General features: G+C 70.1%; 27 protein-coding genes and 2 pseudogenes. 12 read left to right on the top strand and 17 right to left on the bottom strand.

Annotated features, from left to right (window positions below; translation table 11 throughout):
* On the bottom strand, positions 1-1,076 hold a 1,076-nt coding region (locus ABD844_RS31230; protein ID WP_344886225.1), incomplete at its 3' end, for an ABC transporter permease.
* Positions 1,076-1,807: an ABC transporter ATP-binding protein gene (locus tag ABD844_RS31225; protein WP_344886222.1), complete on the bottom strand. Its 732-nt coding sequence runs from the start codon at positions 1,805-1,807 to the stop codon at positions 1,076-1,078. The genes ABD844_RS31230 and ABD844_RS31225, both read right to left, overlap by 1 nt.
* A gap of 99 nt (positions 1,808-1,906) precedes the next feature.
* Here ABD844_RS31225 and ABD844_RS31220 point away from each other — a divergent pair, with 99 nt between their 5' ends.
* On the top strand, positions 1,907-2,515 hold the full coding sequence (locus ABD844_RS31220; protein ID WP_344886219.1) for a response regulator transcription factor: 609 nt from the start codon (positions 1,907-1,909) through the stop codon (positions 2,513-2,515).
* On the opposite strand, the gene ABD844_RS31215 is transcribed toward ABD844_RS31220, so the two are convergent.
* The 3 genes from ABD844_RS31215 to ABD844_RS31205 all read right to left on the bottom strand — a co-directional run bounded on the left by ABD844_RS31215 (position 2,512) and on the right by ABD844_RS31205 (position 6,242).
* Positions 2,512-4,491: a sensor histidine kinase gene (locus ABD844_RS31215; protein WP_344886217.1), complete on the bottom strand. Its 1,980-nt coding sequence runs from the start codon at positions 4,489-4,491 to the stop codon at positions 2,512-2,514. The genes ABD844_RS31220 and ABD844_RS31215 overlap by 4 nt on opposite strands.
* 9 nt (positions 4,492-4,500) lie before the next feature.
* Positions 4,501-5,412: a hypothetical protein gene (locus tag ABD844_RS31210; protein ID WP_344886214.1), complete on the bottom strand. Its 912-nt coding sequence runs from the start codon at positions 5,410-5,412 to the stop codon at positions 4,501-4,503.
* 113 nt (positions 5,413-5,525) lie between these two features.
* Positions 5,526-6,242 (bottom strand): NPP1 family protein, encoded by a 717-nt coding sequence (locus ABD844_RS31205; RefSeq protein ID WP_344886211.1) that lies wholly within the window; start codon positions 6,240-6,242, stop codon positions 5,526-5,528.
* Between the two features lie 425 nt (positions 6,243-6,667).
* On the opposite strand from ABD844_RS31205, the gene ABD844_RS31200 reads away from it, so the two are divergent.
* Complete coding sequence (locus tag ABD844_RS31200; protein ID WP_344886208.1) at positions 6,668-6,874, top strand: hypothetical protein; 207 nt, start codon at positions 6,668-6,670, stop codon at positions 6,872-6,874.
* 68 nt (positions 6,875-6,942) lie between these two features.
* Here the strand turns inward: ABD844_RS31200 and ABD844_RS31195 are convergent, their stop codons facing one another.
* Positions 6,943-7,590, bottom strand: a complete 648-nt coding sequence (locus ABD844_RS31195) for a nitroreductase family protein (RefSeq protein WP_344886205.1) — start codon at positions 7,588-7,590, stop codon at positions 6,943-6,945.
* A complete protein-coding gene (locus tag ABD844_RS31190) occupies positions 7,587-8,960 on the bottom strand; it encodes an MFS transporter (protein ID WP_344886202.1) in 1,374 nt (457 codons plus the stop codon). Before ABD844_RS31190 ends, ABD844_RS31195 begins: the two co-directional genes overlap by 4 nt.
* Positions 8,961-9,094: 134 nt before the next feature.
* Here ABD844_RS31190 and ABD844_RS31185 point away from each other — a divergent pair, with 134 nt between their 5' ends.
* The 5 genes from ABD844_RS31185 (at position 9,095) to ABD844_RS31165 (ending at position 14,130) form a co-directional block, all read left to right on the top strand.
* Complete coding sequence (locus tag ABD844_RS31185; protein ID WP_344886199.1) at positions 9,095-9,565, top strand: MarR family winged helix-turn-helix transcriptional regulator; 471 nt, start codon at positions 9,095-9,097, stop codon at positions 9,563-9,565.
* A 152-nt stretch (positions 9,566-9,717) separates the two neighbouring features.
* Positions 9,718-10,320, top strand: a complete 603-nt coding sequence (locus ABD844_RS31180) for a hypothetical protein (protein ID WP_344886196.1) — start codon at positions 9,718-9,720, stop codon at positions 10,318-10,320.
* Complete coding sequence (locus ABD844_RS31175) at positions 10,278-10,970, top strand: ABC transporter ATP-binding protein (RefSeq protein ID WP_344886193.1); 693 nt, start codon at positions 10,278-10,280, stop codon at positions 10,968-10,970. Before ABD844_RS31180 ends, ABD844_RS31175 begins: the two co-directional genes overlap by 43 nt.
* Positions 10,967-11,611 (top strand): ABC transporter ATP-binding protein, encoded by a 645-nt coding sequence (locus ABD844_RS31170; protein ID WP_344886190.1) that lies wholly within the window; start codon positions 10,967-10,969, stop codon positions 11,609-11,611. Before ABD844_RS31175 ends, ABD844_RS31170 begins: the two co-directional genes overlap by 4 nt.
* The gene (locus ABD844_RS31165) at positions 11,605-14,130 is read left to right on the top strand and encodes an FtsX-like permease family protein (RefSeq protein ID WP_344886187.1); all 2,526 of its coding nucleotides are present in this window, start codon (positions 11,605-11,607) and stop codon (positions 14,128-14,130) included. The genes ABD844_RS31170 and ABD844_RS31165 overlap by 7 nt, the downstream gene beginning before the upstream one ends.
* A 60-nt stretch (positions 14,131-14,190) precedes the next feature.
* Here the strand turns inward: ABD844_RS31165 and ABD844_RS31160 are convergent.
* Positions 14,191-14,577: pseudogene (locus tag ABD844_RS31160) on the bottom strand (phosphatase PAP2 family protein); the annotation flags it as partial.
* Between the two features lie 645 nt (positions 14,578-15,222).
* Here ABD844_RS31160 and ABD844_RS31155 point away from each other — a divergent pair.
* Entirely contained in the window at positions 15,223-16,005 is a 783-nt protein-coding gene (locus ABD844_RS31155; protein WP_344886184.1) for a COG4705 family protein, read from the top strand.
* Between the two features lie 429 nt (positions 16,006-16,434).
* Here the strand turns inward: ABD844_RS31155 and ABD844_RS31150 are convergent, their stop codons facing one another.
* On the bottom strand, positions 16,435-16,932 hold the full coding sequence (locus ABD844_RS31150) for a tautomerase family protein (protein ID WP_344886181.1): 498 nt from the start codon (positions 16,930-16,932) through the stop codon (positions 16,435-16,437).
* 79 nt (positions 16,933-17,011) lie between these two features.
* Between ABD844_RS31150 and ABD844_RS31145 the strand changes: the two genes are divergently transcribed.
* Positions 17,012-17,536 (top strand): winged helix-turn-helix transcriptional regulator, encoded by a 525-nt coding sequence (locus ABD844_RS31145; RefSeq protein ID WP_344886178.1) that lies wholly within the window; start codon positions 17,012-17,014, stop codon positions 17,534-17,536.
* Between the two features lie 153 nt (positions 17,537-17,689).
* Here ABD844_RS31145 and ABD844_RS31140 read toward each other — a convergent pair whose 3' ends face one another.
* Together ABD844_RS31140 and ABD844_RS53335 are read right to left on the bottom strand one after the other, a co-directional pair.
* The gene (locus ABD844_RS31140; RefSeq protein ID WP_344886175.1) at positions 17,690-18,835 is read right to left on the bottom strand and encodes a PP2C family protein-serine/threonine phosphatase; all 1,146 of its coding nucleotides are present in this window, start codon (positions 18,833-18,835) and stop codon (positions 17,690-17,692) included.
* A gap of 53 nt (positions 18,836-18,888) precedes the next feature.
* The gene (locus tag ABD844_RS53335) at positions 18,889-19,152 is read right to left on the bottom strand and encodes a DUF5994 family protein (RefSeq protein WP_425568698.1); all 264 of its coding nucleotides are present in this window, start codon (positions 19,150-19,152) and stop codon (positions 18,889-18,891) included.
* A 318-nt stretch (positions 19,153-19,470) separates the two neighbouring features.
* On the opposite strand from ABD844_RS53335, the gene ABD844_RS31135 reads away from it, so the two are divergent.
* Positions 19,471-20,322 (top strand): universal stress protein, encoded by an 852-nt coding sequence (locus tag ABD844_RS31135; protein ID WP_344886172.1) that lies wholly within the window; start codon positions 19,471-19,473, stop codon positions 20,320-20,322.
* Between the two features lie 310 nt (positions 20,323-20,632).
* Here ABD844_RS31135 and ABD844_RS31130 read toward each other — a convergent pair whose 3' ends face one another.
* The 6 genes and pseudogenes from ABD844_RS31130 to ABD844_RS31105 form a co-directional block, all read right to left on the bottom strand.
* On the bottom strand, positions 20,633-21,604 hold the full coding sequence (locus ABD844_RS31130; protein ID WP_344886169.1) for a LysR family transcriptional regulator: 972 nt from the start codon (positions 21,602-21,604) through the stop codon (positions 20,633-20,635).
* 146 nt (positions 21,605-21,750) lie between these two features.
* Positions 21,751-21,930 (bottom strand): hypothetical protein, encoded by a 180-nt coding sequence (locus ABD844_RS31125; RefSeq protein WP_344886166.1) that lies wholly within the window; start codon positions 21,928-21,930, stop codon positions 21,751-21,753.
* Positions 21,927-22,967: an acyl-CoA desaturase gene (locus tag ABD844_RS31120; protein WP_344886163.1), complete on the bottom strand. Its 1,041-nt coding sequence runs from the start codon at positions 22,965-22,967 to the stop codon at positions 21,927-21,929. The genes ABD844_RS31125 and ABD844_RS31120 overlap by 4 nt, the downstream gene beginning before the upstream one ends.
* Positions 22,968-22,982: 15 nt before the next feature.
* A complete protein-coding gene (locus ABD844_RS31115; protein WP_344886160.1) occupies positions 22,983-23,168 on the bottom strand; it encodes a UBP-type zinc finger domain-containing protein in 186 nt (61 codons plus the stop codon).
* A 276-nt stretch (positions 23,169-23,444) separates the two neighbouring features.
* Positions 23,445-24,191 carry an ABC transporter permease gene (locus ABD844_RS31110; protein ID WP_344886157.1) on the bottom strand — a complete coding sequence of 249 codons (747 nt, stop codon included), beginning with the start codon at positions 24,189-24,191 and terminating at the stop codon, positions 23,445-23,447.
* A gap of 62 nt (positions 24,192-24,253) precedes the next feature.
* Positions 24,254-24,898: pseudogene (locus ABD844_RS31105) on the bottom strand (ABC transporter ATP-binding protein); the annotation flags it as partial.
* Between the two features lie 87 nt (positions 24,899-24,985).
* Between ABD844_RS31105 and ABD844_RS31100 the strand changes: the two are divergent.
* The gene (locus tag ABD844_RS31100; protein WP_344886154.1) at positions 24,986-26,089 is read left to right on the top strand and encodes a sensor histidine kinase; all 1,104 of its coding nucleotides are present in this window, start codon (positions 24,986-24,988) and stop codon (positions 26,087-26,089) included.
* A complete protein-coding gene (locus tag ABD844_RS31095) occupies positions 26,086-26,715 on the top strand; it encodes a response regulator transcription factor (RefSeq protein ID WP_344886151.1) in 630 nt (209 codons plus the stop codon). Before ABD844_RS31100 ends, ABD844_RS31095 begins: the two co-directional genes overlap by 4 nt.
* The last annotated feature ends 3 nt before the right edge of the window (positions 26,716-26,718 follow it).

The following is a 26,718-nucleotide window of genomic DNA, read 5'->3' as shown; positions in this document are numbered from 1 at the left end:
GCGGCCTCGCCCAGCGCCTCGACGGGCCTGACCCGCGCGGCTCGGCGAGCCGACAGCCGAGCCGCGGCCCAGGCGGCCGCCACCGTGGCCGGCAGCGCCGCCAGCGCGGGGAACGGGCTGACGACCAGCCCCAGGTTCGGCGGCATGGCGCCCAGGGCGACGAACCTGGACCGCAGCCAGAAGCCCAGCAGGATGCCCGCTCCGGAACCGATCACTCCCGCGAGCACGCTGACCAGGAGCGCCTCGCCGCCGACGAGCTTCCTGATCTGCCGGGGGGTTGCGGCGACGGCACGCAGCATGGCCAGCTCGCGCCGACGCTGCTGGATGGACAGCGCGAACGTGCCCACCACGACCAGGATCGCCACCAGCAGTGACGTGGCCGCCAGCGCACCGCCGAGGCTGATCAGCCGGATCCTGGCGCTCTCCGCGTCCTGGAACTCGACCGCGCCGCGGGCGTCACCCGTGTACGTCATGGCGCCCTTGACCTGGACGTCCACCGCGGGAAAGACGCCGATCGCCGAGACCATCCCTGGACGGCCCGCCAGCCGCCGGGCCTCGCCGGTGCTGAAGAAGATCGTGTGCTGGCTGGGCAGGGCCTGGGCGGTGACGCCGACGACGCGGTAGCCGGGGATCTTCGCGGTGGCGTTCGCGGCGTCGACGACCACCTCGCCGTCGGAGCGCGGCGCGCGACCGCGGGCGAGCGTGAACGGGGTCAGCGCCGCCGACTCCCAGCCGTGCGCGGTGAATCCGGCGAAGGGGAAGGTGACCTCGGTGACGACGTCGGTGACGCCCGGCCGGCGTCCCAGCTCGGCGGCGAGGGAGGCGGGGATCCAGCGACGTTCCGCGAGTTCCTTGGCCTTGATCTTGCCGTTCTCCTTGGGCTGCCGGACGAACCGGTCGCCGGCGACGATCAGCGGGGCGCCGGCGTAGCGCTCGGGGGCGACGGTGCCGCGCAGTCCCGTCTCCAGGAGCATCCCGCAGGCCGTGACCAGCGTGGCCGCGCACAGCAGGGCCACGAACGAGCCCGCGAAGGCGGCGCGGCGGTGGCGCAGGGTCTTCCATGCAAAGGAGAACATCACTTCCACGCCCCCAGCCGGGTCATGCGCTCGGCGATCTTGTCAGCGGTCGGCGCGGCCATGGAGTCCACGATCTGGCCGTCGGCGAGGTAGAGGACGGTGTCGGCGTAGGAGGCGGCGACGGGGTCGTGGGTGACCATCACCACCGTCTGGCCGAGCCCGGAGACGATCTCGCGGAGCAGTACGAGCACGTCGCGGGCGGTCATCGTGTCGAGCGCGCCGGTGGGCTCGTCGCCGAACACCACCTGCGGCCGGGTCACCAGCGCCCGGGCGAGCGCCACGCGCTGCTGCTGGCCGCCGGACAGTTGGGCGGGACGGTGGCCGGTACGGCCCTCCAGGCCCACCCGGCGCACGATCTCGGCCAGCCAGGCCCGGTCCACCCGAGCGCCGGCCAGGAGGAGCGGCAGCGTGATGTTCTCCAGCACGGTCAGCGAGGAGACCAGGTTGAAGGACTGGAACACGAAGCCGACCTGCCGCCTGCGCAGCGCCGTCAGCGCGGTCTCGTCCATGCCCGACAGCTCGGTGCCGCCCAGCCGCACCGAGCCCGACGTCGGCACGTCGAGACCGGCCGCGCAGTGCAGGAACGTGCTCTTGCCCGAGCCCGAGGGCCCCATCACCGCGGCGAACGTCCCCTGGGGGATCCCCACCGACACCTCGCGCAGGGCGGCCACCGCGCCACTGCCCTTGCCGTACACCTTGCTCACGGCATCCATCCGCACCACTTCTGTCATGGCATCAAGCCTGGTCAGCGGCGCCTCCCGGGACCAGAGAGCCGATCACGACCCGCACATGACGTCATCATGATTCGGACAAACTGGTAGACATATCCCGTGATCCGCATACTCCTGGCCGAGGACCAGCACGTCATCCGGAGCGCTCTGGTGACCCTGCTGAACCTCGAACCCGATCTGGAGGTCGTCGCGGCGGTCCAGTCCGGGGACGAGGCCGTGGCCGCCGCGCCGGCCCACCGGCCGGACGTCGCCGTGCTGGACATCGACATGCCGGGCACGATCGACGGCCTCGACGCCGCCGCCGAGATCCGCGCCAGGCTGCCGGGTTGCCGCACGCTCATGCTCACCGGGTACGGCAGGCCCGGCCACCTGCGCCGGGCGCTGGCCGCCCAGGTGGACGGGTTCGTGCTGAAGACGGCGCCGCCGGAGGAGGTCACCGCCGCGATCAGGAAGGTCGTCCAGGGCGAGCGCGTCCTGGACCCCTCGCTCGCGGTCACCGCGTGGAACCTGGCCGACAACCCGCTCACCCCGCGCGAGGCCGACATCCTGCGCCTGGCCGCCGCCGGGGCCGAGGCGACCGAGATCGCCGCCCAACTGTTCCTGAGCGCGGGCACCGTACGCAACTACCTGACCGCGATCGTCGCCAAGCTCAACGCGCGCAACCGCACCGACGCCGCCCGCATCGCCACCGAGGCGGGCTGGATCTAGGCCGGCACCCAGGAGCGCGTCGGGACCGTCGCGGCCAGCTCGAACCACTCGCCCTCCCGCGCCAGGTCCAGCCGTCCGTCCAGCTCGGCCAGCCGGGTGGTCAGGTTGCCCATGCCCGCGGATCCGCGCCGGATCGGCTTGGCCTGCGCGCCGTCGTTGCGTACGGCCAGCCGTACCTCGCCGTCCCGCTCGGTCGTGCCGATCGCGCAGTGGCGTGCGGAGCTGTGCCGCAGCACGTTGGTGACCGCCTCGCGCAGCACGGCGCCGAGCGCGGTCTCCACGTCCGCGCCGAGCGTGCCGTGGCCGAGCTCCACCGAGACCTCGATGCCCGCCGCGGCCAGCACCGAGCGCGCCGAGTCCGCCTCACCCGTCAGCGACAGCTTCCCCCGTTCGCCGGAGATGGTCCGCAGGTCGTTCATGGCCTGTTCGGTCATGGCCAGCACGTCGTCCAGCTCCGCCCGCGCCGGCTCCGGTTCGAGCCGCCGGGCCAGCTCGCTCTTGAGCAGGATCGCCGCCAGCGTGTGCCCGAGCAGGTCGTGCAGGTCGCGCGCGGCACGCAACCGCTCCGCCACCACCACCGACCGGGCCAGCCCGTCCCTGGCCGCGCTCAGCTCCCGGTCCAGCCGCGCGAGCGTGAACAGGCCGTAGAGGACCAGCCCCGTCACGAGCGTGCTGACGGTGTAGTTCACCACCAGCGGGTACGGCAGGCCGATGAGGACTCCGGCGACCGTCACCACCGCCATGACCGCGGCCACCAGAGGCACCGCCACCCTGAGCCGGAAGGCGAGCAGGAGCGGCCCGGCGAGGAACCCGGCCGTCCCCAGCCACGCCTGCCCGAACAGCGGGATCGGCGCGAGCGTCAGCACGGCCATGACCGCCAACGCGGTCATGTGACGGCCTTCGACCGAGCGCAGGTGCATGACGATGATGACGAGCAGCAGGGGCGCGGGCCACCACGATCCGGCCAGCAGCAGGCCCTTGGCCGAGAACCCGACCAGGACCACCGCCAGCAGCGCCGTCGACAGCCTGGTGGAGGGGGCGGGCGTGTCCGGCAGCCTGGTGGCGGGCAGCGTGACCTCGACGACGACCTGGGCGGCGGTGTCGATGCCCGTGGTGAGCGTGCCGCCGGCCGCCGCCACCTGGGCGGGGAGGTCGGCCAGGGACTCGTCGGCGGCGCTGCGGGTGCCGTCGTGGGCGATGCTCAGCCGTACCGTGTCGTCGTCCGTGACGGTCTCGATCACGCAGCGGGTGGCGGCGCGACGCCGGACGATCTCGGTCACGGCCTCGCGCAGCACGGCGGCCAGCAGCGCGCCGGCCGGGCCGAGCGGCTCCGCGTGCCGCATCCGCACCTCTGTGGAGACCCCGGCGGAGACCAGCATGGCCTTGGCGGTGGTGACCTCGGGACCCAGCGACATCGCGCGGTAGCCGACCGCCGCGGACCTGGCCGCGCTCAGCGACCGCCGGGCCGTCTCCACGTCAGGCGAACCCGCGCGGGCGCTGGTCGCGATCGTGTCGAGCGCGCTGCCCAGGCTCTGGTTGAGTTCGGCGGCGATGCGCAGCCGCTCCTCGGCCGCCGCGGTCATCGCCAGCGACAGCCGGGCCGCGGTCACCTCGTCGATCCTGTCCACCATCGTGGCCAGGCCGTAGATGACCAGGCCGACCAGGACCATGGTGATCACCGGGTCGGGCGGCCCGAGCAGCGCCGCGCTGCCCGCCACCGCCAGCGCGAGCGGCCACAGCCGGGTCAGCAGCAGCGACCCGGCGACGAAGCCGAGGATGCCGACCGAGGAGCCGAACGCGAACACCGAACCGTAGGCCGCGACAGCCTGCACCGCGATGAGCCACCAGGAGCGGCGTCGCGCGAACAGCACCTGTGCGCCGAGCACCACGAGGGCCAGGGGCGACCCGGCGATCACGTAGACACTGGCGAACGAGGCCAGCACCAAAAAGAAGATCCCCTTTGCCCACGTTTGCACCCATGCAGCCTACGATCGCCGCGGAGCCACCACTGCTCCAACCCCCGCCACCGCCACCGCCGCGACGAGCACCGCCGCGACGAGCCCACCAGCGACGAACAAGGTCGTCCCGTCGGGATGGACGAGCGCCTGGCCACGCTGCGCCTGCCAGAGCAGCAGCCCGGTGAGACCGGCGTAGCCGAGCGCCGCCACGATCACCAGCGGGACGCGGCGGACCCAGAGCGCGATCAGCGGCAGCACCTGCAACGCGTGCAGCCCGACGAAGTGCGCCACCCGCAGGTCACCCGCGCCGGTCGACCAGCCGGTCAGCGGCATCCCGGCGCCGCCGTCGAGCGCGCCGACGGTGTGCGCGCCGATCGTGGCCAACTCCATGCCGCCGGTCAGCGCGTGCGCCTGCTCCGGGGTCGGCGCGGTCATCAGGTAGCCGACCGACATGCCCGCCAGCGAGATGGCCACTCCCAGCGGGATCGCCCAGGCCATCGCCCGGTCCACCCGCCGCTGGACCACCAGGAAGATCCCCAGCGCGAGCGTCAGCGCCCAGCCCAGATAGGCGGCCCCGCCCATCACCATGAACACGGACTCGTCCAGCGTCGTGGCGACGTTGAAGTGGCTGCGCACGCCGCGTACCGCCTGGAAGGTGATGGCCGAGATCTCCGGCAGGACGAACCCGGCCACCGCGACCGTGCCCAGCCACCACAGCGTCCGCCGCCACCGCTCCACCATGCTGATCATCCAGGCGAACGTGATCGCGTAGAGGCCGAAGGAGGCGGCGAACTTGAACGGCTTGAGCCACACCCCTTCACCCAGCACCATCCGCTCGTCGACCACCAGGCCGATCCCGCTCACCACGGCGAGAGCCGCCATGGCGATCGCGCATGCGGTGAGCGGGCCGTGCCATGTCCTCTGACGCGGGGCACCCATGATGTCTCCTTCAACTCGACTGGAGACAACCCTGCTGGCCTGGCCTGTTACGAACCAGAGACGTGATCACCGGCTCGGCATGACCTCGTCACGAATCGGGCAGGCCGGTCAGGTCAGGCATAGGGATCGAACGGGATTCCGGCCGGCTTGGCCTTCGCCAGCTCCCCGCCGAACGAGGAGTCCTTGAGCCCGAAGCTGGCCGAGCCGAAATCGTGCGCCGTCAGGCGGTCGCGGAACCCGGCGGGGTAGCTGTCCCAGCCCACCAGCGGCGGGAACTGCCAGGTGCCCTTGTGGTTCTCCGGCTGCTCGTCGAAGTTCGCGAAGCGGAACGCGTGGGTGGACAGGCCGTCCTTGTGGTAGATGATCTTCGGGTGCGTCCCGTCCCACGGGAGCTGCGAGCGCGCGCGTACGTTGTAGGCGCCGTGCTCCGACGCCGCCACGTACTGCGCCGTGCCGTTCTGGACCCAGACCACGACGTGCTCCCAGTCGTGCCGGTGCCCGCAGCAGCCGGGCAGCGTCTGGTCCTTCTCGAAGTAGAGCCCGTAGATGTAGGCGCACCAGCCGTTGTTGCACTTGGAGCGCGAATAGGAGTTGGTGTTGTCGAGGTCGGACAGGTCGCGGCACTGCCCGTTCACCGCCCCGCCGAGCGCGAGGCCCGGGGCGATGGCGCCGTCACGGCCGATGGCGGGTGTGGGGTAGCAGCCGTCGCCGTCGTAGTCGAACGCCGGCTGGTAGGTACGGTCCTCCGACGGCGCGGCCCCGTCGAGTGCCGTCGGCGGGGCCGCGTACGCGATGCCAGGGACGGCCAGGACGATCACGAAGGCGCCCACCAGCGCCCGCAGGGCGAAGGATAAGCGCCGCGATTTCCGACGACGGGAGTGCGGAATGTGGTTTGTCGGCGTTGGGAGGTGCGCAACGGGCATGACCTGGACTCCTGACAGCGTGAGTGAATACCGGTTATGTCCGTTGTCTTCGTCTCACGAAACCGCCGCGCTGACCAGAAACCGCGGTGGGCGTCACCGGAAATGTGGCGAGAACGACCGGTGACACCAGTCCCGGATTGTCATAGCGAGTCCATGTCGTACACGACCCCGCCCGACGACACGCCCGCATGGCGATATTTCCTGGCCGCGCGTCTTTCCGAAGGGCTGGAGTTCGGGCTCGGCGTCAAGCGACCCTCAAGGTCCTTGCAACGCGACGGATCTATCGTGACCAGGTCACCCCCGCTCACCACCAGCATCGGAGGCTCAGGGGCATGACCTACTTCTGGGGCGCTGTGGCCGCCCTCATCATCGGAGCCATCGGCTACGGTATCGCCCGAGTCTTCGGGCAGGAGCCAGGGCCGGCGGCATTTCTTGGTGGCAGCGCGGCGGTTGCCATGTTCCTCGTCGTGGGATGCGGGATGTCCGAGACGGAGGCTCTGTGCAACACGCTCCTCCCCGGCAATTCGCCGTCGTGCTGACAGCAGGCCGCGCCCGGGGATGAGGCTCACCAGGCCGCACCTGGGTCAGGGCGGCCCGGCCGGCGCGCTCACCAGCGGTCCCAGTGCAGCACCTCCTCCCGCGGGATACGCGGAGCGGGCTTGAAGTCGGTGCCGAGAGTGAAGGCCAGCGGGATGAACGCCGCCAGCATGACCTCCTCGTACGGCACGCCGAGCACCTTGGCCAGCTCGCGTTCGAGCGGAGCCTGCGCGGTGGTCCACACGGTGCCGAGGCCGCGCGCCCGCGCGGCCAGCATGAAGCTCCACACGGCGGGCAGGATCGACCCCCATGTGCCCGCCTGCTCGGCCACCGGCGCACGGTCGGTACGGCCCTCCACGCCGGGGATGACGAACGCGGGCACCCGGTGGATGTTGGCGGCCAGGTACCGCAGGCTGTCGAAAACCCGCTCGGTGGAGCCGGAATGGTAGCTCATGCGCCACAGGTCACGCTCGGTCAGTGGCTGCCCCGTGGCCAGCGTCAGTGCGCGCAGGAAGATATCGGCCACGGCCCGGCGCTGCTCGGCCTCGGTCACGACCATGAAGTGCCAGCGCTGCCGGTTGCGCCCGGTGGGCGCCTGCACGGCCAGGTCCACGCACTGCTCGATCAGCTCGCGGGGCACCGGCCGGGTGAAGTCCAGGCGTTTGCGTACGGCGCGGGTGGTGCTCAGCAGTTCGTCGGGGGTGAGGTCCAGCGTCACGACGGGTCTCCTGTCAGGGCGGCGGGGACGGGTACGGGGCGGCGCGAGCGCAGGCCGTAGGCGGCGATGAGGGCGCCCGCCAGGGAGAAGCCGCCCGCGGTCAGGAACGCGATCCGGTAACCGGCCAGCACGGACTCGCCCAAGGTCGTGACCGCGGCCAGCACCGCGACGCCGATCCCGGCGCCGATCTGGACGGCGGAGGTGACCAGCCCCGAGGCCAGGCCCTGCCGCTCGTCCGGCAGGCCGGCGACCGCCGCGATGTTGAGGCTGGGGAACGACAGCCCGTTGCCGACGCCGTGCACGACCAGCGCGGGCAGCAGCACCGTGAGGTAGTCGCCGCCGGCTCCGGCCCGCAGGAACAGCAGGATGCCCGCGCCCTGGACCAGCATCCCCGCGGCGGCCACCCGGCCCAGCCCCCATCGGGCGATCAGCCTGCCGGCCAGGTTGGCGGCGATGACGATGGCCAGGCCCATCGGGACGATCCCGAGCCCGGTGGCCAGCGCGCTGTAGTCGAGCTCCCCCTGGAGGTACAGCACGGCGACGAACTGCCAGCCGATCGTCGCGCACGCCCACGCCAGTGCCGCGAGGTTGGCGGCGGCCACCGTACCGGACCTGAACACCTCCAGCGGGACGAGCGGCGCGGGTCGCCGGCGTTCGATGGCCACGAAGGCGCCCAGCAGCAGCGCGGCCACGACACCGGCCGGCCAGTTCCGCTCCGTCAGCGCGAACACCAGGAGCAGCACCCCGCCGGTGACCGCGACCGCGCCGGCGGCGTCGAATCCCTCGCGCGCCCCGCGCGGCCGTACGTCGGGCGGCAGCACCAGCGGCGCCACGACCAGGACCATCAGCGCGACCGGGACCGGCAGGAAGAACACCAGCCGCCAACTGATCTCGGTCAGCAGGCCGGAGGCGATCAGCCCCGCGGTGTAGCCGGTCGCCCCGGCCAGTGAGTAGACCCCCAGCGCCCGGTTGCGCTGCGCTCCCTCGGCGAAGGTGGTGGTGATGAGCGACAGCGCCGCGGGCGCGGTGAGCGCGGCCGCCACCCCCTTGACCACCCGGGTGACGACCAGCGGCCATCCCTCCGACAGCAGCCCGCCGGCCAGGCTCGCCGCCGCGAAGACCGCCAGCGACAGCAGGAAGACGCGGCGCCGGCCGAACAGGTCGGCTATCCGGCCGCCGAGCAGCAGGAATCCGCCATAGGCGACCGCGTAGCCGGACATCAGCCACTGCAGGGTGCTCTCCGGCAGCGACAGGTCGCGTGCGATGGCGGGCAGGGCCACGCCCATCAGCGACAGGTCCATCGAGTCCAGGAACACCGCCGCGCACAGCAACACCAGGGCCGCCTGTTTGCGGCCATCGGTACGTGGCACGATCACTCTCCATCTGAGTACAAACAATTTTCCTACAGACGATTAAGGACCGTATGCCTGCAAATCATCTGCTGTCAAACGATCGGCGGCAAGACAGATTCGGTGTAGGCTGAGGCAGAGCGAAGAGGAGACCGATGGCCACCACGACCAAGACAGCCGACCGCGCACGACCGACGTACTTCCCACGACTGGCGGCCGAGCGGCTGGACATCGCGCTCTGCCGGGCCTCGGCCGCCGTGGCCCGCGCCGCGGACACCCACGCCGGCGAGGAAGGGCTCGGAGTCGGCCAGCACCTCGTGCTTCAGATGCTCGACGCCGTCGGCCCCTGCTCCCAGCAGACGCTCAGCGAAGAACTGCGCATCGACCGCAGCGTCATGGTGAGCATCTGCGACGACCTCGAACAGGAGAGTCTCGTACGCAGGGAGCGCAACCCCCGCGACCGCCGCTCCTACGCCGTCACCATCACCGACGCCGGCCGACGGCGACTGGCCGAGGCGCAGACGTCGATCCCGGCCTTCATCGAGGACACCTTCCAACCTCTGACACCCGACGAGCGTGACCAATTGAGCACGCTTCTCGGCAAACTCCTGGGAATCGCCACCTGACTTGTCCGATGACTACCGCTCACCACCAGTACCCACCGCCGTAGCGGTACGCCCTGCGCCCGCACCCTTCCCGGGGTGGCGGAAACCAGGTAAACGCCCCGCTAACCCGTTGCTCAGCGGGCGCTTTCCAGCGCGCTCATAGCGTGCCGAACATGAAGGTATGGCAGTACGTCATCGCCTTGGCCATGGCAGGGCTGGCGGCAGGCTGCGCCACAGGGGCGCCCGCCCAGCCCCAGCCGAAGGCCGAGGCGCGAACGCAGGCACCCGCGACGAATGACACCCCCGCTCCGCAGGTCACGGAGTCGACTCCGCCGGGCGACATCCCGGACGACACGATGTTCGTGATCTACCGGCACCCCGGGCAACCGTACCGGGTGGAGGTGCCCGAGGGGTGGGCGCGCACGGATCTGGCCACCGGCGCCGGCTTCACCGACAAGCTGAACGGCATCCGCATCGAGACCAAGCCCGCCACCGTCCCGCCGACCGAGGCGTCGGTCCGGAATCAGGTGCAAAGCGATGACATCCGCACCGTGAATACGGTGACCCGGCAGGGCGGCAAGGCGGTGCGGATTGTCTACCGCGCCGACAGCAGCCCCGACGCGGTCACCGGCAAGGTCGTCAAGGACGAGATCGAGCGATACATCTTCCACCGCTCCGGGCTCGACGCCATCCTGACCCTGTCAGGGCCTGTCGGCGCCGACAACGTGGACGCGTGGCGTACGGTCTCCGACTCCTTCCGCTGGACGGCGCCGTGATTCTGCGAGCCGAGGAGCTCTACCGGTTCTACCGGTCGGGCGATGAGGAGATCCGGGCGTTGCGCGGCGTCGGACTTGAAGCCGACGCGGGCGAGGTCGTCCTGGTCAGCGGCCCTTCAGGGTCGGGCAAGTCCACGCTGCTGGCCTGCCTGGGCGGGCTGGACGACCCGGACGGCGGCATTGTCAGAGTGGACGGCCACCGCATCAGCCACCGCCCGGAGGCCGAGCGGGCCGCCCTGCGCGCCCGGCTGGTGGGTGTGTTGTCGCAGAGCGGCAACCTGATCGAGCATCTGACAGTGGCGGCCAACGTCGATCTGGCCCAGCTACTGGCGGGGCGGCGCGATCGGGGCCTGCGCGACGAGTTGCTGGCCGGTTTGGGGCTCTCGGCCAAGGCGCGGGCCTGGCCGAGCGAGCTGTCCGGCGGAGAGTCGGCCCGGGCGGGGCTGGCCGTGGCGCTCGCCAACCGCCCGGCGCTGCTGCTGGCCGACGAGCCCACGGGCGAGCTTGACCGGCACACGGAGGGGACGGTGTTACGGCTCATCCGTGAGCGGGCAAGCGAGCGCACCGCCGTGGTGATCGCCTCGCACAGTCCGGCAGCGCGGCGGATGGCCGACCGCGTGGTAGAGCTGAAGGACGGGCGGGCGACATGACCCCGCTGGTCACCTGCCAAGAGCTGGCCCGGGCGTACGGAAAGGGCAAGAACGCCCTGGTCGCCGTACACAGCGTCACCTGCGAGCTGCGGCCAGGGCAACACGTCGCGATCACCGGCACGTCAGGGTCGGGCAAGACGACTCTGCTGCACCTGCTGGCCGGACTCGACCGCCCAACAGCGGGACGGATCGCCTGGCCCGCCTTCGGCGACCGCCCGCGCGGCCGGGTCGGCGTGGTTTTCCAGGGGCCGAGCCTGCTGCCCCCGCTCGATGTCGCGGAGAACGTGGCGCTGCCGCTGCTCATCGCGGGTGCAGGGGAGGCCGAGGCCAAGGAGCAGGCCTTGCTCGCGCTGGCCGCGATCGGACTGGACGACCTGGCCGGATCGCTGCCGGAAGAGCTGTCGGGCGGGCAGGCACAGCGCGTCGCGGTCGCCCGCGTGCTGGCGGCCGAGCCCCGGCTGATCATCGCGGACGAGCCCACGGCGCAGCTCGACTCGGATTCGGCCCGCCGGGTGGTCGACCTCCTCACCCGTGTGGCCTCCCGGCTCGACGCGGCCCTCGTGGTCGCCACCCACGACCCCCTGGTCGCGAGGCGACTGCCCGAAACCTGGACCATGAACGACGGAGCGCTCACATGCTGATCCTCATCTGGCTGCGTGGCCTGCTGGCCCGCCGGACGGGCACGCTGGCGGCGGCCGCGGCCGGAATCGCGCTCGCGGTGGTCCTGCCCGCACTGCTCGGGGCCTTCCTGTCCGCGGCCAAGGCCACCATGACGACCCGCTCGATCCAGCGGGTCCCGGTCGACTGGCAGGTGGAGCGACAACCTGGCCAGAGCCTGTCCGTACCGATGCCCGGCACGTCCCGCGAGGTGAGCTTCGCCAGGATCGACGGGTTCGAGTCCCGCCGGCAGGGCCAGACGCTGACCACGGGCGCGGGCCAGGTCCTCGGTCTGCCCGGCGACTACGCCGCCACCTTCCCCGGCGAAATGCGCCTGCTCGCGGGGCAATCGACCGGGCCGTTGCTGGCCCAGCAGACCGCCGCCAACCTGCACGCCGCGCCCGGCGCCACCATCACCGTTCGCCGTCCGGGGCTGCCCGACGCGCCCGTCACGGTCACGGGGGTCGTGGAGTTGCCCGCCGCCGATTCGCTGTTCCAGCGCGTCGGCGCGCCGCCGGGTGGGCAGCCGCAGGCGCCCCCCGACAACGTGTTGTTGCTGCCGGAGGCCGACTGGCACCGGCTGTTCGACGGCATCCCGCGAGATCGGGTACGCACCCAGTTCCACGTCCGCATCGGGCACCGGCTGCCGCCCGACCCGGCGGCGGCGTACACCGCGGTCACCGGGCAGGCTCGCAACCTGGAGGAGCGGATGGCCGGCACCGGCCTGGTCGGGGACAATCTCGGCGCTGCCCTGGACGCCGCCCGTGCGGACGCCCTGTACTCCCAGGTGCTGTTCCTGTTCCTGGGGGCGCCCGCGGTCGTGCTCGCCGCCCTGCTCGCCGCGCTGGTGACGCGGGCGGGGACACCACGCCGGGCGACCCAGCAGGCGCTGCTGCGTGCCAGGGGCGCGTCCAGAGGCGCACTCGTACGACTCGCGTTGGCCGAGACCGTGCTGGTGGGTGTGGCCGGCGTGCTCGCCGGGCTGGGGTCGGCCGCCCTGGCCGGACGTGCGCTGTTCGGATCGGCGGATGTCTCGTGGTGGGCTGCCGTCCTGGGACTGCTGGTCGCGGGCGTCACCGTGCTGCTGCCCGCGCTGCGCGCCACCACCGTGGCGGCCGGCCGCCGCCCTGTCGGCGGGCCTCGCCGCTCGCACGCCTGGCTGCGGTACGGCCTGGACCTGTGGTTGCTCGCCGGGTCAGCCGTGATCTTCTGGATCACCAGCAGGAACGGTTACCAGCTCGTCCTCGTCCCGGAGGGCCTGCCCCAGCTGTCGGTCGACTATTGGGCCTTCGCCGGGCCCACCCTGCTGTGGACCGGCGCAGGACTGCTCGTCTGGCGGTTGACCAGGACGGTGCCGCTCACCTGGGCGGTACGGCCGCTGACCGGGGGCCTGGCAAGTACCGTGTCGGCGATGCTGACCCGCCAGCGCGCCCCGCTGGCCCGCGCGGCCACCCTGGCGGCGCTGGCTGTCATGTTCGCCATCTCCACGTCCGTCTTCGACACCACCTACCGCCAGCAGGCCCAGGTGGATGCCGAGCTGACGAACGGCGCCGACGTCACCGTCTCCCACACCACCGCCACGCAGGGGCAGCTCGCGTCCGTGCCCGGCGTGGCCCGGGCCGAGCCGCTGCAGCATCGCTTCGCCTACGTCGGCTCCGATTTGCAGGACCTGTACGGCATCCGCCCCACCACCACCCAGTTGCACGACACCTACGTCTCCGGCGGCACCGCCCGCGAAATCCTCGACCGACTCGCCCGCCGGCCGGACGCGCTGCTCGTCAGCCAGGAAACCGTCACCGACTTCCAGCTCCGCCTCGGCGACCAGGTACGCCTGCGCGCCGAGGACGGCACGACCGTCCCCTTCCACTACGCCGGCATCATCACCGAGTTCCCGACCGCGCCCCGCGACAGCTTCCTCGTCGCCAACGCCGCCTACCTGGCCCGCCACATGCCCGCCGACACCACGTACCTGATCACCACCGACGGAACTCCGCCACACCAGGTCGCCGCGGAGTTGCGCGGCAGGCTCGGGCCGACCGTGAAGATCACCGACGTGGAGACCACCCGCCAGGTCATAGGCAGCAGCCTCACCGCCGTGGACCTGTCCGGGCTGACCGCCATCGAACTCGGCTACGCGCTGGTCCTCGCCGCGCTGGCCACCGGTCTGCTGCTCGTCCTCGGCTTCGCCGAACGGCGCCGCACGTACGCGCTGGCCGGGGTGCTGGGGGCGACACCACGGCAGCTGGGCTCGTTCGTGTGGGCAGAGGTAGCGCTGGTCGGAGTGGTCGCGGCCGCGCTGGGGGCGCTGTGTGGATGGGCGCTGTCACGCATGCTGGTCGCCGTGCTCAGCGGGGTGTTCGACCCACCTCCCGATGGGCTGGCCGTGCCGTGGCCGTACCTCGGCGTGCTGGCGGTGCTGGGTGCGGTGGCGTTGCTGGCCGCCGGCGCCGCGACGGTACTGGCCGCCCGCCGCCCGCCCCTGACCGTGCTGCGCGACCTGTGACCGGTCAGCGGTTCTCCGCGCGCAGCGGAACAGTCCGAACCCGCGCACGCTGACCGCCAGGTGGATGGCGGCCGGAGCCAGGATGATCGAGCCCAGGGCGTCGATGGGATAGTGCGCCCCGAGATAGACCCTGGCGAACATCTGCCCTGCCACCAGCACGCAGCCCACCACCACCACGGGCCGGAAGAACCGGGTCGTTCTGACCAGCAGCGCCACGGCGACCACGATCGACAGGGTCAGGCACACGTGACCGCTGGGAAAGCTGTCAGGACCGAGTCCGTACACCAGGGCGTGGGCCACTGGAGGCCGGGGGCGGGCGACCACGGTCTTGACCAGCGCGCTCACGCCCCACCCCGCGACGATCACCAGCAGCGCGGTCCCGGCGGCACGCGGCCGCCCCGTGACGGCGACACCCACGACGAGGACAGCGGCCAGGACCGTGCCCATGACGGTGCCGAATCCCACGTTCAGGACCTGTGCCAGTACAGTCAGCCACGGGACGCGCAACGACTGCACCGCCCGGCTCACACTCGTGTCCGCCGCCGTCCACGCGGGCGTGCGCGCGGCGAAGCCGGCGAGCACTCCCAGGACCAGGAACGCGACGGAGACGACCGGCATCGGGACCGTCGTTCTGCCTGATTTCATGAACGCACGCTAGAGAGGGACGGCACAGCGCCCGCTCAGCACTCGGTTAGCACCGCGCTTACCTTCACGCCCGCGATGGCGCCGCGGGACTCGAAGCTCCGGACCAGGTTTAACCTCGCGCTACGGCTGGCCGAACCTGCCGCTGTCCCACCTCTCCGAAGACTGAGCGCGTCGGAACGACGTCAATGCATCGGAGATCTCACAATGCGCACGCCCATGACCGTCGCCGGGCTCGCGACCGCGGCCATCCCTCGTCGCGGGCAGCGGAGCCGCCACCTTGGCCTCCTCCCACGACCAGAGGCAGCCTGCTCCGCAAGCTCGTAAGCCGCACATCGCGAAAGGAGACAATCAGTGACCACGCCCAACGTCTTCACTGGGGCGAACATCGCCGGCGGAGGCAAGTACTCGGTGAAGAAGCTGCCTGAGGTCACGCTCGCCTTCTGGATCATGAAGGTCGCCGCCACCACGCTCGGCGAAACCTCCGGCGACCTGTTCGCCCAGACGCTGAAGGTCGGCTACTTCCTCACCACGGTCGGGTTGTTCCTGATCTTCCTGGTCACCCTGGTGGTCCAGCTCGCCTCCAAGCGATACAACCCGTTCTTCTACTGGACGGTCATCCTGTCCACCAGCATGGCCGGCACCACGATGTCGGACTTCATGAACCGCGACGCCAGCGCCGAATACCTGGCCAACGGAGCGACGTCACTGGGCTGGGGGCCGCAGGGCATGGGCCTGGGCTATCCCGCCGGTGCCGCGATCCTCATCGCGATCCTCATCGCCATCTTCATCATCTGGAAGTTCACCGGGCTGACCTTCGCGATCCGCGACATCGACACCCTCCGTGGCGAAGCCCTGTTCTGGTCGGCGATCCTGGTATCCAACACGCTCGGCACCTCTGTGGGCGACTTCCTCTCCGACAGTTCCGGCCTCGGCTACGGCGGAGGCGTTGCACTCATCACCGGCCTGCTCGCGCTGCTCCTCGCTCTCAAATACGTCTCTGCCGTGCCCAACGTGCTGCTGTTCTGGCTCGCCTTCGTCCTGACCCGACCCTTCGGCGCCACCGCCGGGGACCTCCTTACCAAGCCAACCGTCGCCGGCGGTCTCAACCTCGGAACCGTCGGCTCCTCCGCTGTCCTGCTCATCGTCTTGCTCGTTCTCATGAGCTCGGCCCGCCTTCGGGAACACCGCAATAGCCTCCAGTCCACCACGGGACCGGATGGGCGATTCTGAAGAGAGCCGGAATCGATCCAGCCCTCAGCGCCGCGACCCGACCTTGGACTCAGTACCTGAAGGCCCAGGCATCCGGGATCCCGGCCGCCGACCTCCTCCGCGTGGTGACGACCACACTCGCCCGGCCGTACTGCTTGGCCTCGTCAAGGCGAGTCTGCACGGCACGCACATCCGCATCCCATGTCGGAGTCCTGTGCCGCCAGGGCGGACGAGTTTCATCAGAAGAAGCGCGAACAACGCGAAACCCACGCTGTTTCCCGCTGTCCTCGGAAACCCATCACGCCGAACCAGAGCACCGCCTGCAGCGGATGTTGAGCAACTCCAGCCGAACCAGCGACCGCAACCGTCGCTGAACCTCGGCCCGCCGCTGCCGGTGCGCGTCATCGAGGCGCAGGTCACCGCGTGAACCGAATGTTCGAGCGCCACACGTCACTTGCTTGGCACGACTTGTCGTGATCGCGCAAGCCAGGCCGTGCGCCGTTCGATTTCCTCTTCGCCTGCTCCCGCGAAGGCCAGGATGTCGGCCAGCCGGAAGACGCGACCGCCGCCGCCCCAGTTGCCGTCGATGATCTCGTTGATGATCACCCAGACGCGGAAGCCGTCCTCGGGCGCGGGGTCCTTCCCGTCCAGTTCGGCGCGCAGAACCTGTTCGGTCACCTCCGCGATCAGGCCCGCCTTGGCATCGTCGTCGAGCGTGGCCTGCGGCACCCCCACCACGACCCGGTAGTGGGGTCGCTCCGCGGGGCGGCCTGCCACCGTGACGAGCGCCGGCTCGTGCAGGAAGGTCCAGGCGATCGACTCGGCCGCCTTGTTGCCGGGTTTCGCGCCTTCCCATTTCAGGAGGGTACGGGTGAGCGTCGCCATGAGCTCGGCCTTGGCGAGGTCGGTGAGGGTGCCGCTCGGCATCGTGAGGTCGATCATCGGCACGGCTGCCTCCCAAAGGTAAGTTCACTAGAGCAACTGACGCTAGCAATGTCAGTTCAAAAGAGCAACTAACATGGGTGCCGTGCGCAGAACCCGCTTCGACGCCTGGCCGTGCTCGATCGCCCGCACCGTCGATCTCGTCGGCGACTGGTGGACCCCCCTCGTCATGCGCGAGGCCTTTTACGGTGCCCGCCGTTTCGAGGAGTTCCAACAGCGGCTGGGGGTGAGCAGGAACGTCCTCACCCAGCGCCTTGAGCGCCTCGTCGAGGAGAACATGCTGAAACGCGTGCCCTACCAGGAACGGCCGGTGCGTCACGAATATCGGCTCACGGAGAAGGGCCGTGACTTCTTCACCGTGCTCGCCGCGATGATCCGCTGGGGAGATCGCTGGCTGTCGGAGTCCGACGGGCCACCCGTCGAACTGCGTGACCGCGAAACGGGCCTGCCGGTCGAACTGGAAGTGATCGACGCGAGAACGGGCCGGCCGGTCGATGTGCGACGGATCGTTCCGGTGCCTGGCCCAGGATTTCCCAAAGATCTCGCCGAACGGCTCCAGCAGGCGATGGAGCCGAACCCCCGGGAGCGGAGCGCCAGATCCGTCGAATAGGGCCGCGCGGCTGTCGGCGTTCGCCGGGAACAAGGCGGCCCTGCGGGAGCCGGCCAACTCGCTGGGCGAGTGTCGGCGTTCACGTACTTCGGCCCCGCCGGTCCGAACGGCCGGGTGCCGTTCTCCGCCAGGGGACAACTCTCCCGCGAACAGTCAGAGGTCGATCTCGGCGAGATGGTCGGCGGTTCCGCCGCGCCATTCGACCAGGAAGAGGCTCGCGTCATCGCTCGTCGCCCCGCCCCTCTGCCGCATCAGCATATGGGAAAGCTTCCGCGCCATCTCCTGCACGCTTCTTGTCCTGGGTCCGACGTGTTCGATGGCGTTGATCAGACGTTCCTCGCCGAACTGCTCACCTCCGGCCTCGTGCTCTTCGACCAGGCCATCGGTGTAGAAGAGCACCCGGTCCTGGCGCATGAGCCGGCGCGTGTTGACCTTTGGGGTGGCACCGCCGAAGCCGACCGGTAGGGTGCCCGGACCCTCCAGCGCCCGGATGACCCGGTTGTCGCGGATCAGCAACGGCGCCGGGTGCCCCGCGTTGACCCACTGCAGGTGGCCCGACCCGATATCCAGGCGCATCATTTGGGCGGTGACGAACTGGTCAGGGCCGAACTGTTCGTCGATGGCGGCGTCCATGAACGCGTACAGTTCGGCGAGTCCGACGTTGCCGCGCCTGGCGTGCCGGTAGGCGCCGATGGCCACGGTCGCCAGGACTGCGGCGTTCATGCCATGGCCCATCGCATCGATGACGGCCATGTGCAGGACCTCGTCGTTGAGGGCGTAGTCCAGACTGTCCCCTGCGACGTTGTAGGCAGGCTCCATGATTCCGGCGACCGCGACCTGCGGGATGGCCATGGACAGCGGGGGCAACAGCGACCACTGGATCTCGGCCGCCACGCTCATCGGCTTGCGACGCCGCGCCTGGAAGAACTGGTCCGTGTAACCGTTCTTGGTGACGAGCATGTCGGCGACCAGGCCGGCCAGGCGTCGCGCCAACCGACGGTCGTCGTCATCGACGCTGCTCAGCGTAAAGGCCATCACTCCGACCTCGTCACTGCCGTCGAGCAGCGGCAGGAACATCCGGATGCCGTCGGCCACCTGATGCTCTATACACGTCTCTCTGATGAAGGCCTCCCCTGCCCATGACCCGTCAATGGGCAGGGGAGCGCCACCCATGAGCCCTTTTCCCGGCAGCGGCACCAACATGATCTGGTCATAGTCCTGCAGCAGGATCGACACATCACGGCAGCCTTCCGACCGATCCACCGCAACATTGCGCCTTCCCGACACAGGTTCCGTCATGGCTGCTTCGTTCCCCCGAACGAGACCCCATCTCTGCAGGCGTCTCGCCTTGGTCAAGCGCAGTGATTCTCTTTGTGTCTGAGCCCTTGCGCAGGGGGCGAGCCGACCGTGCCTGCGGCCGCGAGCGTGAGCGCGGCCATGGCCGGACCGTTCGCGCTGCCGGGGGGAACGACCAGCAACTCGACGGCGGCGTCGCGGGTGCGGGTGCGGGGCCACCACGCCCCGTCGACGGAGCCCCTCCGGTCAAGGTGGGGGTTCAGGCTGAGCCTGATCGGGGCAGCGGGAACCGGGGCCGACTGGGAGAGGAATGTTGTCATCATCGTTGCCTGGCCTGTCAGGCCCTGGCCACAGGGCCGGAAGTGGTCTATCGCCGCGGGCGACGCCAACCTGAAGGCCAACGCACGAAATGTCCTCGGTAAAGCGCCATCGGCGAAATCGCCCGGTTATCTGTCGTGGCGATAACCTGCGCGGCGATCGCCTGTTTCCCGTGCTCGGGCCTGACGAGCACTCTTGGGGCGGGTCGGGAAGTTCAACGGCATGTCGAAGCGCTGACCACGACCATCGTCAACGACCGTTGCGCGGCATATTCCTGCTCCGAACGACGAGCAAACAGCCGGCGCAAATCTGGAGGAGCCATGAATCGCGTCATCGTCGTGGGAGCCGACGGGTCGGACGCTGCGACCGCGGCCGTCGAATGGGCGGCCGACGACGCCGCACGCGCGGCTGCCCGGCTCCGCATCGTCCACGCCGTGGACCGTTCGCCGTACGAGATCGCCAAGTTCTCCACCCAGGACCAAGGTGATGCCATCGCTCTCAGCGCGCAGAGCGTTCTGACCGAGGCCGAGGCGGTCGCGCGCAAACGTCAGCCCGGCATCGACGTCACCGGCGAACTGTACGAGGGTGCCGCCGCGGCGGTGTTACGCGGCCAAGCCGGCGACTCCGCCGGGATCGTGATCGGCAGCAGGGGTCTGGGCGGCTTCCCCGGGGGCGTGCTGGGGTCGGTGAGCACCCACGTGGCCGGGTACGCGCACGGACCGGTGGTGGTCGTCCGCGCCGATCCCGACACCGTCCATGGTGAGGTCGTCGTCGGGCTCGACGACTACCACGCCGGCGAACCGGCCCTCGCGTACGCCTTCGATCAGGCCATGCTCCGCGCGAGCACGCTGCGCGCCGTGTACGCGTGGCAACCTCCGGCGCACGCCCACATCCCCGACGGCGCCCATGACCTGGACGGGATCCACGCCGCCCGGTGCCGGACCGCGGCCGGGATCCTCCTGGGATGGCGGGAGCGATATCCACAGGTCCAGGTGATCGAGGACGTCCGGCGGTCCCACCCCGTCGATGCCCTCGCCCGCGCTTCAGAGAAGGCGGATCTGGTCGTCGTGGGCTCCCAGGGCCGAGGGGCGATCGGCACCGTGATGCTCGGATCCGTCACCCTCGGCATCCTGCACTATGCGCGTAACTCCGTCGCGGTGGTGCGGCCGTAGAGTGCCATGGAGAAAGGGCCCCTGCTCGCCCTGGCCGGAGGGGCGGACCCGAGCCGGCGGCCGTCAGAGCGGGTCAGTCAGCATGATCGCTGTCGAGCGCGGGCACCGGCGATGGGCCATACGTGACTACCGGGCCGAAACGAGCTTGTCAGACGTATGGAGGCAACCTGCTCTTGCCATCGTTGCCCGGCCTCGGCAGGGGCTCAGCAGGAGCGGCGGCTGACGCCATGCGTGCCCCACCGAAACAGGCGATCGGGAATGGGCCCATCTCCCGGACCGATTGCCGGGTGGCGTACGCAGCGCTGACGCATCAGACGGGCTCGTTACTGGGGCCGGTGACGCTCGGAGCCCCTCCGTCGGGCGCGGGACCGGTGGCAGGGCTGAGGGATTCGAGCCAGCCGAGGCGCTCGGCCAGGTGCCGGGCGCTGTCGATGACGGCGGCGATGTGTGGAGAGGGGTTGGTCTCGTACCACAGCAGTGACCAGGGGTGGTGCGTGACAGGTTCGATCAGGGGTCGCCAGGTGGTGCCCGGCCGGTTGGAGGTGCGGAAGGAGGAGGGGACGCAGTGCACGCACCGGCGCTCAAGGACCAGGTCGGCGGCGGCGCGGCTGCTCTGCACGGTGCCCTCGTAGACGGTGGGTGCGAACCCGGCGGAGCGGCACAGCGTGACGACGAACTGGTTGAGCTCCGGGGTCTGTGACTCTTCGCCGAGCAGCAGGAGTTCGTCGGAGAGGGCGGCGACGGGGACATCGCCCAGCTCGGCCAAGGGGTGGTCTTCGGGCACCAGCACGCCCAGCGGATCGAGCCTGATCAGCTTGGAGGTCACCCCGGCCGGAGCCTGGGAGGCATGACCGATGGCGATGTCGAGGCGGCCGTCGGCCAGTTGCCGGTACTGCTCGGGGGTGCCCGCTTCTACCTGGTGGATCGTGATGTCGGGATGGGTCTGCTGGAGTTCGCGCAAAATCTGCGGCATGGTGTCGTAGCCGGCGTCGATGATGCCGGCGCGCAGCGTGGGTGTCGGCGTGCCGGCGTTGCGCGCGGCCTGCCCGGCCCGGCCCACGTGATCGAGAATCTGACGTGCCTCGACGAGGAAGGCGGCGCCCGCCGGGGTCAGGTCGACGTGGTGGGTGCTGCGGTCCAGCAGGCGCACACCGAGCTCGCGTTCCAGCCGCTGGATCTGCTGGCTCAGTGCGGACTGCACGATGTGCTCACGGGCAGCGGCCCGGCCGAAGTGGAGCTCTTCGGCCAGCGTCACGAAATAGCGCAACTGACGCAGCTCCATGCCCGCCACCCCTTCCCGCCCAGGCGGCGCCTGTCCGGGCCTTCTCCACTTTAGGTGATACGTAGTGGTGTGAACCCGTGGAGGAGGGCTGGCATCACTCGCTGGGCAGGATTGCCCCAGCGGTGCAAAGTGGGCTGCCAGGCTTGCTACCGAGGTGGCCGGAGGGCGTCCTTGAGGCTCCGGTCGGGCTGCTCCGGATCGCCCGCGACCGGGCTGGGCTCGCCCGCAACCTGGTGACGCCGGTCACCGGTGGTGCGGCCGAAGCGCTGCCTGACCCAACGTTTGAGCGCCTGCACCTTGTTGTCGATCTCCCAGCGCACGCTCATCGTGTTCCTCTCTCATCGCGCAGTTCGGGCGTCGGTCGGTCCCGGGCCGGGACACGGGCCTGTGAGGGCGGGGCGGCGCGGCGGCGTTGGATGCGCTCCTGATCGGGCCAGTGCACGTTGCTCACCCACCCGAGCCGCTCGAACAGGCCGATCAAGCCGGCGGACGGGTCGAGCTGGCCGCGGTCCAGGCCGTGGCGAGCGCAACTGGGCTCGCTGTGGTGGCCGTTGTGCCAGCTTTCACCGAAGGACAGCAGGGCCAGCGGCCACAGGTTCGTCGCCCGGTCGTGGCGCCGGGTCCTGAACGGCCTGGTGCCGATCACATGGCACAAAGAGTTGACGCTCCAGGTGACGTGCTGCAGCAGCGCGATGCGGATCAGCCCGGCCCACAGGAAAGCGGTCAGACCAGCGTGCACGGTGCCGGTGATCGCCCATCCGGCCAGGAACGGCAACGCCAGCGACAGCGCGCACATCGCGGGGAAGGCGCGCGCCACCCGGATCATGGCCCGGTCGGCCAGCAGATCCGGAGCGTATCGCTCGGCCGGGGTCGGGTCGCCGGTGAACAGCCAGCCCAGATGGGCGTGGGCAAGCCCCCGAAGCTGCCCACGCAGGCCGGTGCCGTACCGGTAGGGAGAATGCGGGTCGCCCGGCCGGTCGGTGAAGGCGTGATGGCGGCGATGCACCGCCACCCAGTCGATCACGTTCCCCTGAAAGCCCATCGACCCGGCGATCGCCAGCACCACACGCAGCCAGGGCCGCGCGGTGAAGGAGGCATGGGTGAGCAGCCGATGGAAGCCGACCGTCACCCCCAGGCCGGTCAGCACGTACAAGATCGCGGCCAGCAGCAGATCGGTGGGAGTGACTCCCTGCCCCCACGCCAGGAAGATCGCGACGCCGAGCGCGATGAACGGCAGGACCACGATCGCCGCCGTCAGTCCCACCTGGAGCCGACCTGCCGGAACGTGCTCTTCTGCCCCAGGGAAGGGCGATGCGCCGTCGTAGTCCTGACGGCGTTCCGCCGCCTGCTCGGAAATAGTCATAAGGTCTCGTCTCGTCTATACGGCGCGGCGGTGCACGTAGCACCACCGCCAAGTCGATCTCGGTTCCAGGGCTCCGACCAGGGGGTGGTCGGTCTCCTCGTAGTGAGCCTTGGCGTGGCCACCCCGCGAATCGTCGGAGCAGGCCACCCATCCGCAGGTCAGGCACACCAGTAACCGCGTCCACGGTCGGCCGAGGGCCACGCATTCCTTGCATTGGGGTGGTCCGTGGGCCACCTCCGAGAGCTGGTCAACGTGATCGCAGCGCGGGGCCCGACCGTTCAGGCCCGCGCGGTCGGTCGCGTTCGTCCCTTGTGCGTCCAGGACCACGACGGCCCCTCAGGGTGACAGCGACGCGAGCTGCGCCGTCTGTTCATCCACCAGTCAAGGCGATCGGCGAGCAAGCGGTAACACGCATTCCCCGCTAACCCAATCACCTACCGTGATAGCGGCCCTGCGGGCAGGTCCGGACGCGCGGCGTCAGGATCCGGGGCGGGAACGCTCATTGGCGATCACCGCGATCAATAGCGGAATCACTGCCCACGCGGCGAGCACGGTGAACGCCGTCCAGGTTGGCATGATGTCGGGGGCCTGCTCGATCAGCTGGAGCGCCGGGTACGTTGGCAGGAACCGGTTGATCTGCTCGCCCCAGGGCAGCACGCGGGCGACGAACGGCAGTATGAGAACGATCGCCACCAGCGCCATGGTCGCGACGGCGCCGTTGCGCAGGATCGCACCGAGCGCCAGTCCGAGCAGCGTGGTGACCACGATCATCAGCGTGCCGCCGGCGATCACCGTCCAGGCGCCGGTGGGCAGCAGCGAGGGACGGAACTCCGCGGCGACGAACCGCCCGTAGAGATAGCCGGGCACGGCGATGAGCAACGAACCGCAGACCGCGGCCCCGCTGAGGACTGCCGCCTTGGCCATCAGCACGCAGGCCCTGGACGGTGCGGCGACGAAGGTCGTGTCGATCATGCCGGACGCGTGCTCGCCACTGATGGTCATCGCGCCCAGCATGCCGAGCGGAAGCTGGGCCAGGATCACTCCCACGTACACGGCCACGACGATCCCCATGGCGGCCTGATCGCTCGTGCGGGCCGGATCCCAGCGCGAGATGACGGTGGAGGCGCCCAGCACGGTGAGCGCGAGCGACACCAACACCCCGATGCCCAGCGCCCACCAGGTCGAACGCAGAGTCCGAAGCTTGATCCACTCGGCGGCGACCACGCTCACGGCGCACTCCTTCCGATGACGTTCATGAACGCGTCCTCCAGCGACGTGCCTGGGCGTACCAGCTCTGTGATCGCGGCGTCGGCGAGCAACCTGCCCTGGGCGACGACGATCAGATGATCGGCCGTGACCGCCATCTCGCTCATCAAGTGACTCGACACGAGCACGGTGCGGCCCTCGGCTGCGAGGGACTTGAGCAGAGCGCGCATCCAGCGGATGCCTTCGGGGTCGAGTCCGTTGGTGGGCTCGTCGAGCACGAGCACTTCCGGGTCTCCGAGCAGAGCCGCGGCGAGGCCCAGCCGCTGCTTCATGCCCAGCGAGAACCCGCCGATGCGCTTGCCTCCAGCGGGGGCGAGCCCCACGAGTTCCAGCAGCGCACCGATGCGGGAGCGGGAGATGCCGTTGGAGCGGGCCAGCCACCACAGGTGCTGCTCCGCGCGCCGCCCGCCCTGCACCGCGGTCGCGTCCAGCAGCGCACCGACGTGGGTAAGGGGCCTTTTCAGGTCCCGGTAGGGCATGCCGTTCACCGTGGCCCGTCCGGCAGTGGGCTGGTCGAGGCCGAGGAGCAGCCGCATGGTCGTGGTCTTGCCGGCGCCGTTCGCGCCGAGGAAGCCGGTGATCCTGCCGGGCGAGACCGTGAAGGAGAGATCGTCCACGGCCAGTGTCCGTTTGAAGCGTTTGGTGAGTCCGGTGACTTCGATCATGTCTCTCACGATCTGCCGTAACCGGCGCGTCGCGCATCGGTCTTGGGACCGATACGGCCGGCCCGGCGGCCGGGCTAGGTTCGTAGCGTGCGCCAACAGATCCGACTTCCCCTGCTGAGCCGGATACCGGCCTGCGTCTGGGTGACGATCGACGCCGGGATCGCCCTGCTCCTGGCGGCCTCTTTCATCGGGCTCGCCTCATCGAGGAACCTGTCGGAGCCCGACATGCTGGACTACGGGTCGGCCCTCGCGACCAGCCTGCCCGTAGCGGTCAGACGGTTGTGGCCACGCGCGGTATTCGTGATCGTCCTGCTGGGCGGCCTCGGCATGCGCGAATTCCTCATCCCGCACGCTGACCCGCTCTGCCTGCCTCTTGTGCTGTACACACTGGCCACGCGGAGCAAGGCCGTGCTCCCGCTGCTCGTGGCGGGCGTGGCCACCGTGCAGGGCGTGGTGGAACTCCCGCTTTCTGGCGTGGTACGCGACCAGCTCGGGCTGATGCTGGCGATCTTGGCAGCCTCATGGGCCGTCGGCACGGCCGTACGCCAGCGCAGGCTCTACACCGAGCAACTCGCCGCGCAGGCGGAAGAACGGGCACGTGCGGAGGGGATGGCGGAGCGCCTGCGAATCGCCAGGGAGTTGCACGACGTCATCGGCCACAGTCTCAGCACGATCGCCGTGCAGGCGGGCGTGGCAGGCCATGTGGGCGGGGCCGAGGAGATGAGCCGCGCGCTGGCCTCGATCGAGGAGACCAGCAGGTCGGCCCTGCGTGAAACCAGGCACCTGCTCGGCGTGCTGCGTGAGGACGGCGAGGCCGAACTCTCCCCCGCCCCCGGACCGGCCGATCTGGACGCGCTCGTCGCGAGGACCAGGGCGGCGGGCCTGGAGGTGGAGCTGAAGATCAACGGCGACGTGGGCGGGGAGCTGGGGCCGACGGTCTACCGGATCGTGCAAGAGGCGCTGACCAACGTGCTCAAACACGCAGGAGCCCACCACGTCCTCGTACGGATCGAACGGCAGGAGCACGGGTTGGCGGTCGAGGTCATCGATGACGGCACGCGAGGCCAGGCACAGCCGTACGGACATGGCTTGACAGGGCTGCGGGAGCGCGTTCACCTCTTCGGCGGCGAGTTCGAGGCAGGCGCTCGCCCCGTGCGCGGCTTCCGGGTGATGGCGAGGCTGCCGCTGTGATCAGGGTGCTGGTGGCCGACGATCAGGCGCTCATCAGGGCGAGCTTCCGCAGGTTGATCAGCTCCGCACCGGGGTTCCAGGTGGTTGGCGAGGCCGCGACGGGCGCGCAGGCGGTGACAGCGAGTGCCCGCGATCGTCCCGACCTGGTGCTCATGGACGTGCGTATGCCGGAGATGGATGGAATAGAGGCCACGCGTCGCATCTGCGCCGACCATCCGCGGACGCGCGTGCTCATGGTGACCACCTTCGACCTGGACGAGTACGTCTACGGAGCGCTTCAGGCGGGCGCGGCGGGCTTCCTGCTCAAGGACACTCCGCCCGCCGAACTGATCAGGAGCATGAACGTCATCGCGTCGGGCGAGTCGCTGCTGGCGCCGACCGCCACGCGGCGGTTGATCCAGCGGTTCGTGAACCCTCCATCGCGGGCGGCCCGCCTCGACATCACCGAACGCGAGCGTGAGGTCCTCGTCCTGGTGGCCCGGGGCCTGTCCAACGCGGAGATCGCCCAAAGCCTGTACGTCAGCCTCAGCACGGTGAAAACGCATGTCAGCAACCTGCTGACCAAGCTCGATGCCCGGACCCGCGTCCACCTGGTCATCGCCGCTCACAAGGCTCACCTTGTCTGAGGT

The sequence above is a fragment of the Nonomuraea antimicrobica genome (assembly GCF_039536965.1).
Lineage (GTDB): Bacteria > Actinomycetota > Actinomycetes > Streptosporangiales > Streptosporangiaceae > Nonomuraea > Nonomuraea antimicrobica.
The sequence above is the reverse complement of the archived record's forward strand: the minus strand, read 5'-3'. Positions and strand labels throughout refer to the sequence as shown.

Coding starts and splice junctions, on each gene's coding strand:
- ABD844_RS31225 (WP_344886222.1), bottom strand. CDS start 1,807: ATGACAGAAGTGGTGCGGATGGATGCCGTGAGCAAGGTGTACGGCAAG.
- ABD844_RS31135 (WP_344886172.1), top strand. CDS start 19,471: ATGAATCGCGTCATCGTCGTGGGAGCCGACGGGTCGGACGCTGCGACC.
- ABD844_RS31170 (WP_344886190.1), top strand. CDS start 10,967: ATGACCCCGCTGGTCACCTGCCAAGAGCTGGCCCGGGCGTACGGAAAG.
- ABD844_RS53335 (WP_425568698.1), bottom strand. CDS start 19,152: ATGACAACATTCCTCTCCCAGTCGGCCCCGGTTCCCGCTGCCCCGATC.
- ABD844_RS31130 (WP_344886169.1), bottom strand. CDS start 21,604: ATGGAGCTGCGTCAGTTGCGCTATTTCGTGACGCTGGCCGAAGAGCTC.
- ABD844_RS31140 (WP_344886175.1), bottom strand. CDS start 18,835: ATGACGGAACCTGTGTCGGGAAGGCGCAATGTTGCGGTGGATCGGTCG.
- ABD844_RS31125 (WP_344886166.1), bottom strand. CDS start 21,930: ATGAGCGTGCGCTGGGAGATCGACAACAAGGTGCAGGCGCTCAAACGT.
- ABD844_RS31200 (WP_344886208.1), top strand. CDS start 6,668: ATGACCTACTTCTGGGGCGCTGTGGCCGCCCTCATCATCGGAGCCATC.
- ABD844_RS31185 (WP_344886199.1), top strand. CDS start 9,095: ATGGCCACCACGACCAAGACAGCCGACCGCGCACGACCGACGTACTTC.
- ABD844_RS31210 (WP_344886214.1), bottom strand. CDS start 5,412: ATGGGTGCCCCGCGTCAGAGGACATGGCACGGCCCGCTCACCGCATGC.
- ABD844_RS31165 (WP_344886187.1), top strand. CDS start 11,605: ATGCTGATCCTCATCTGGCTGCGTGGCCTGCTGGCCCGCCGGACGGGC.
- ABD844_RS31155 (WP_344886184.1), top strand. CDS start 15,223: ATGAAGGTCGCCGCCACCACGCTCGGCGAAACCTCCGGCGACCTGTTC.
- ABD844_RS31120 (WP_344886163.1), bottom strand. CDS start 22,967: ATGACTATTTCCGAGCAGGCGGCGGAACGCCGTCAGGACTACGACGGC.
- ABD844_RS31180 (WP_344886196.1), top strand. CDS start 9,718: ATGAAGGTATGGCAGTACGTCATCGCCTTGGCCATGGCAGGGCTGGCG.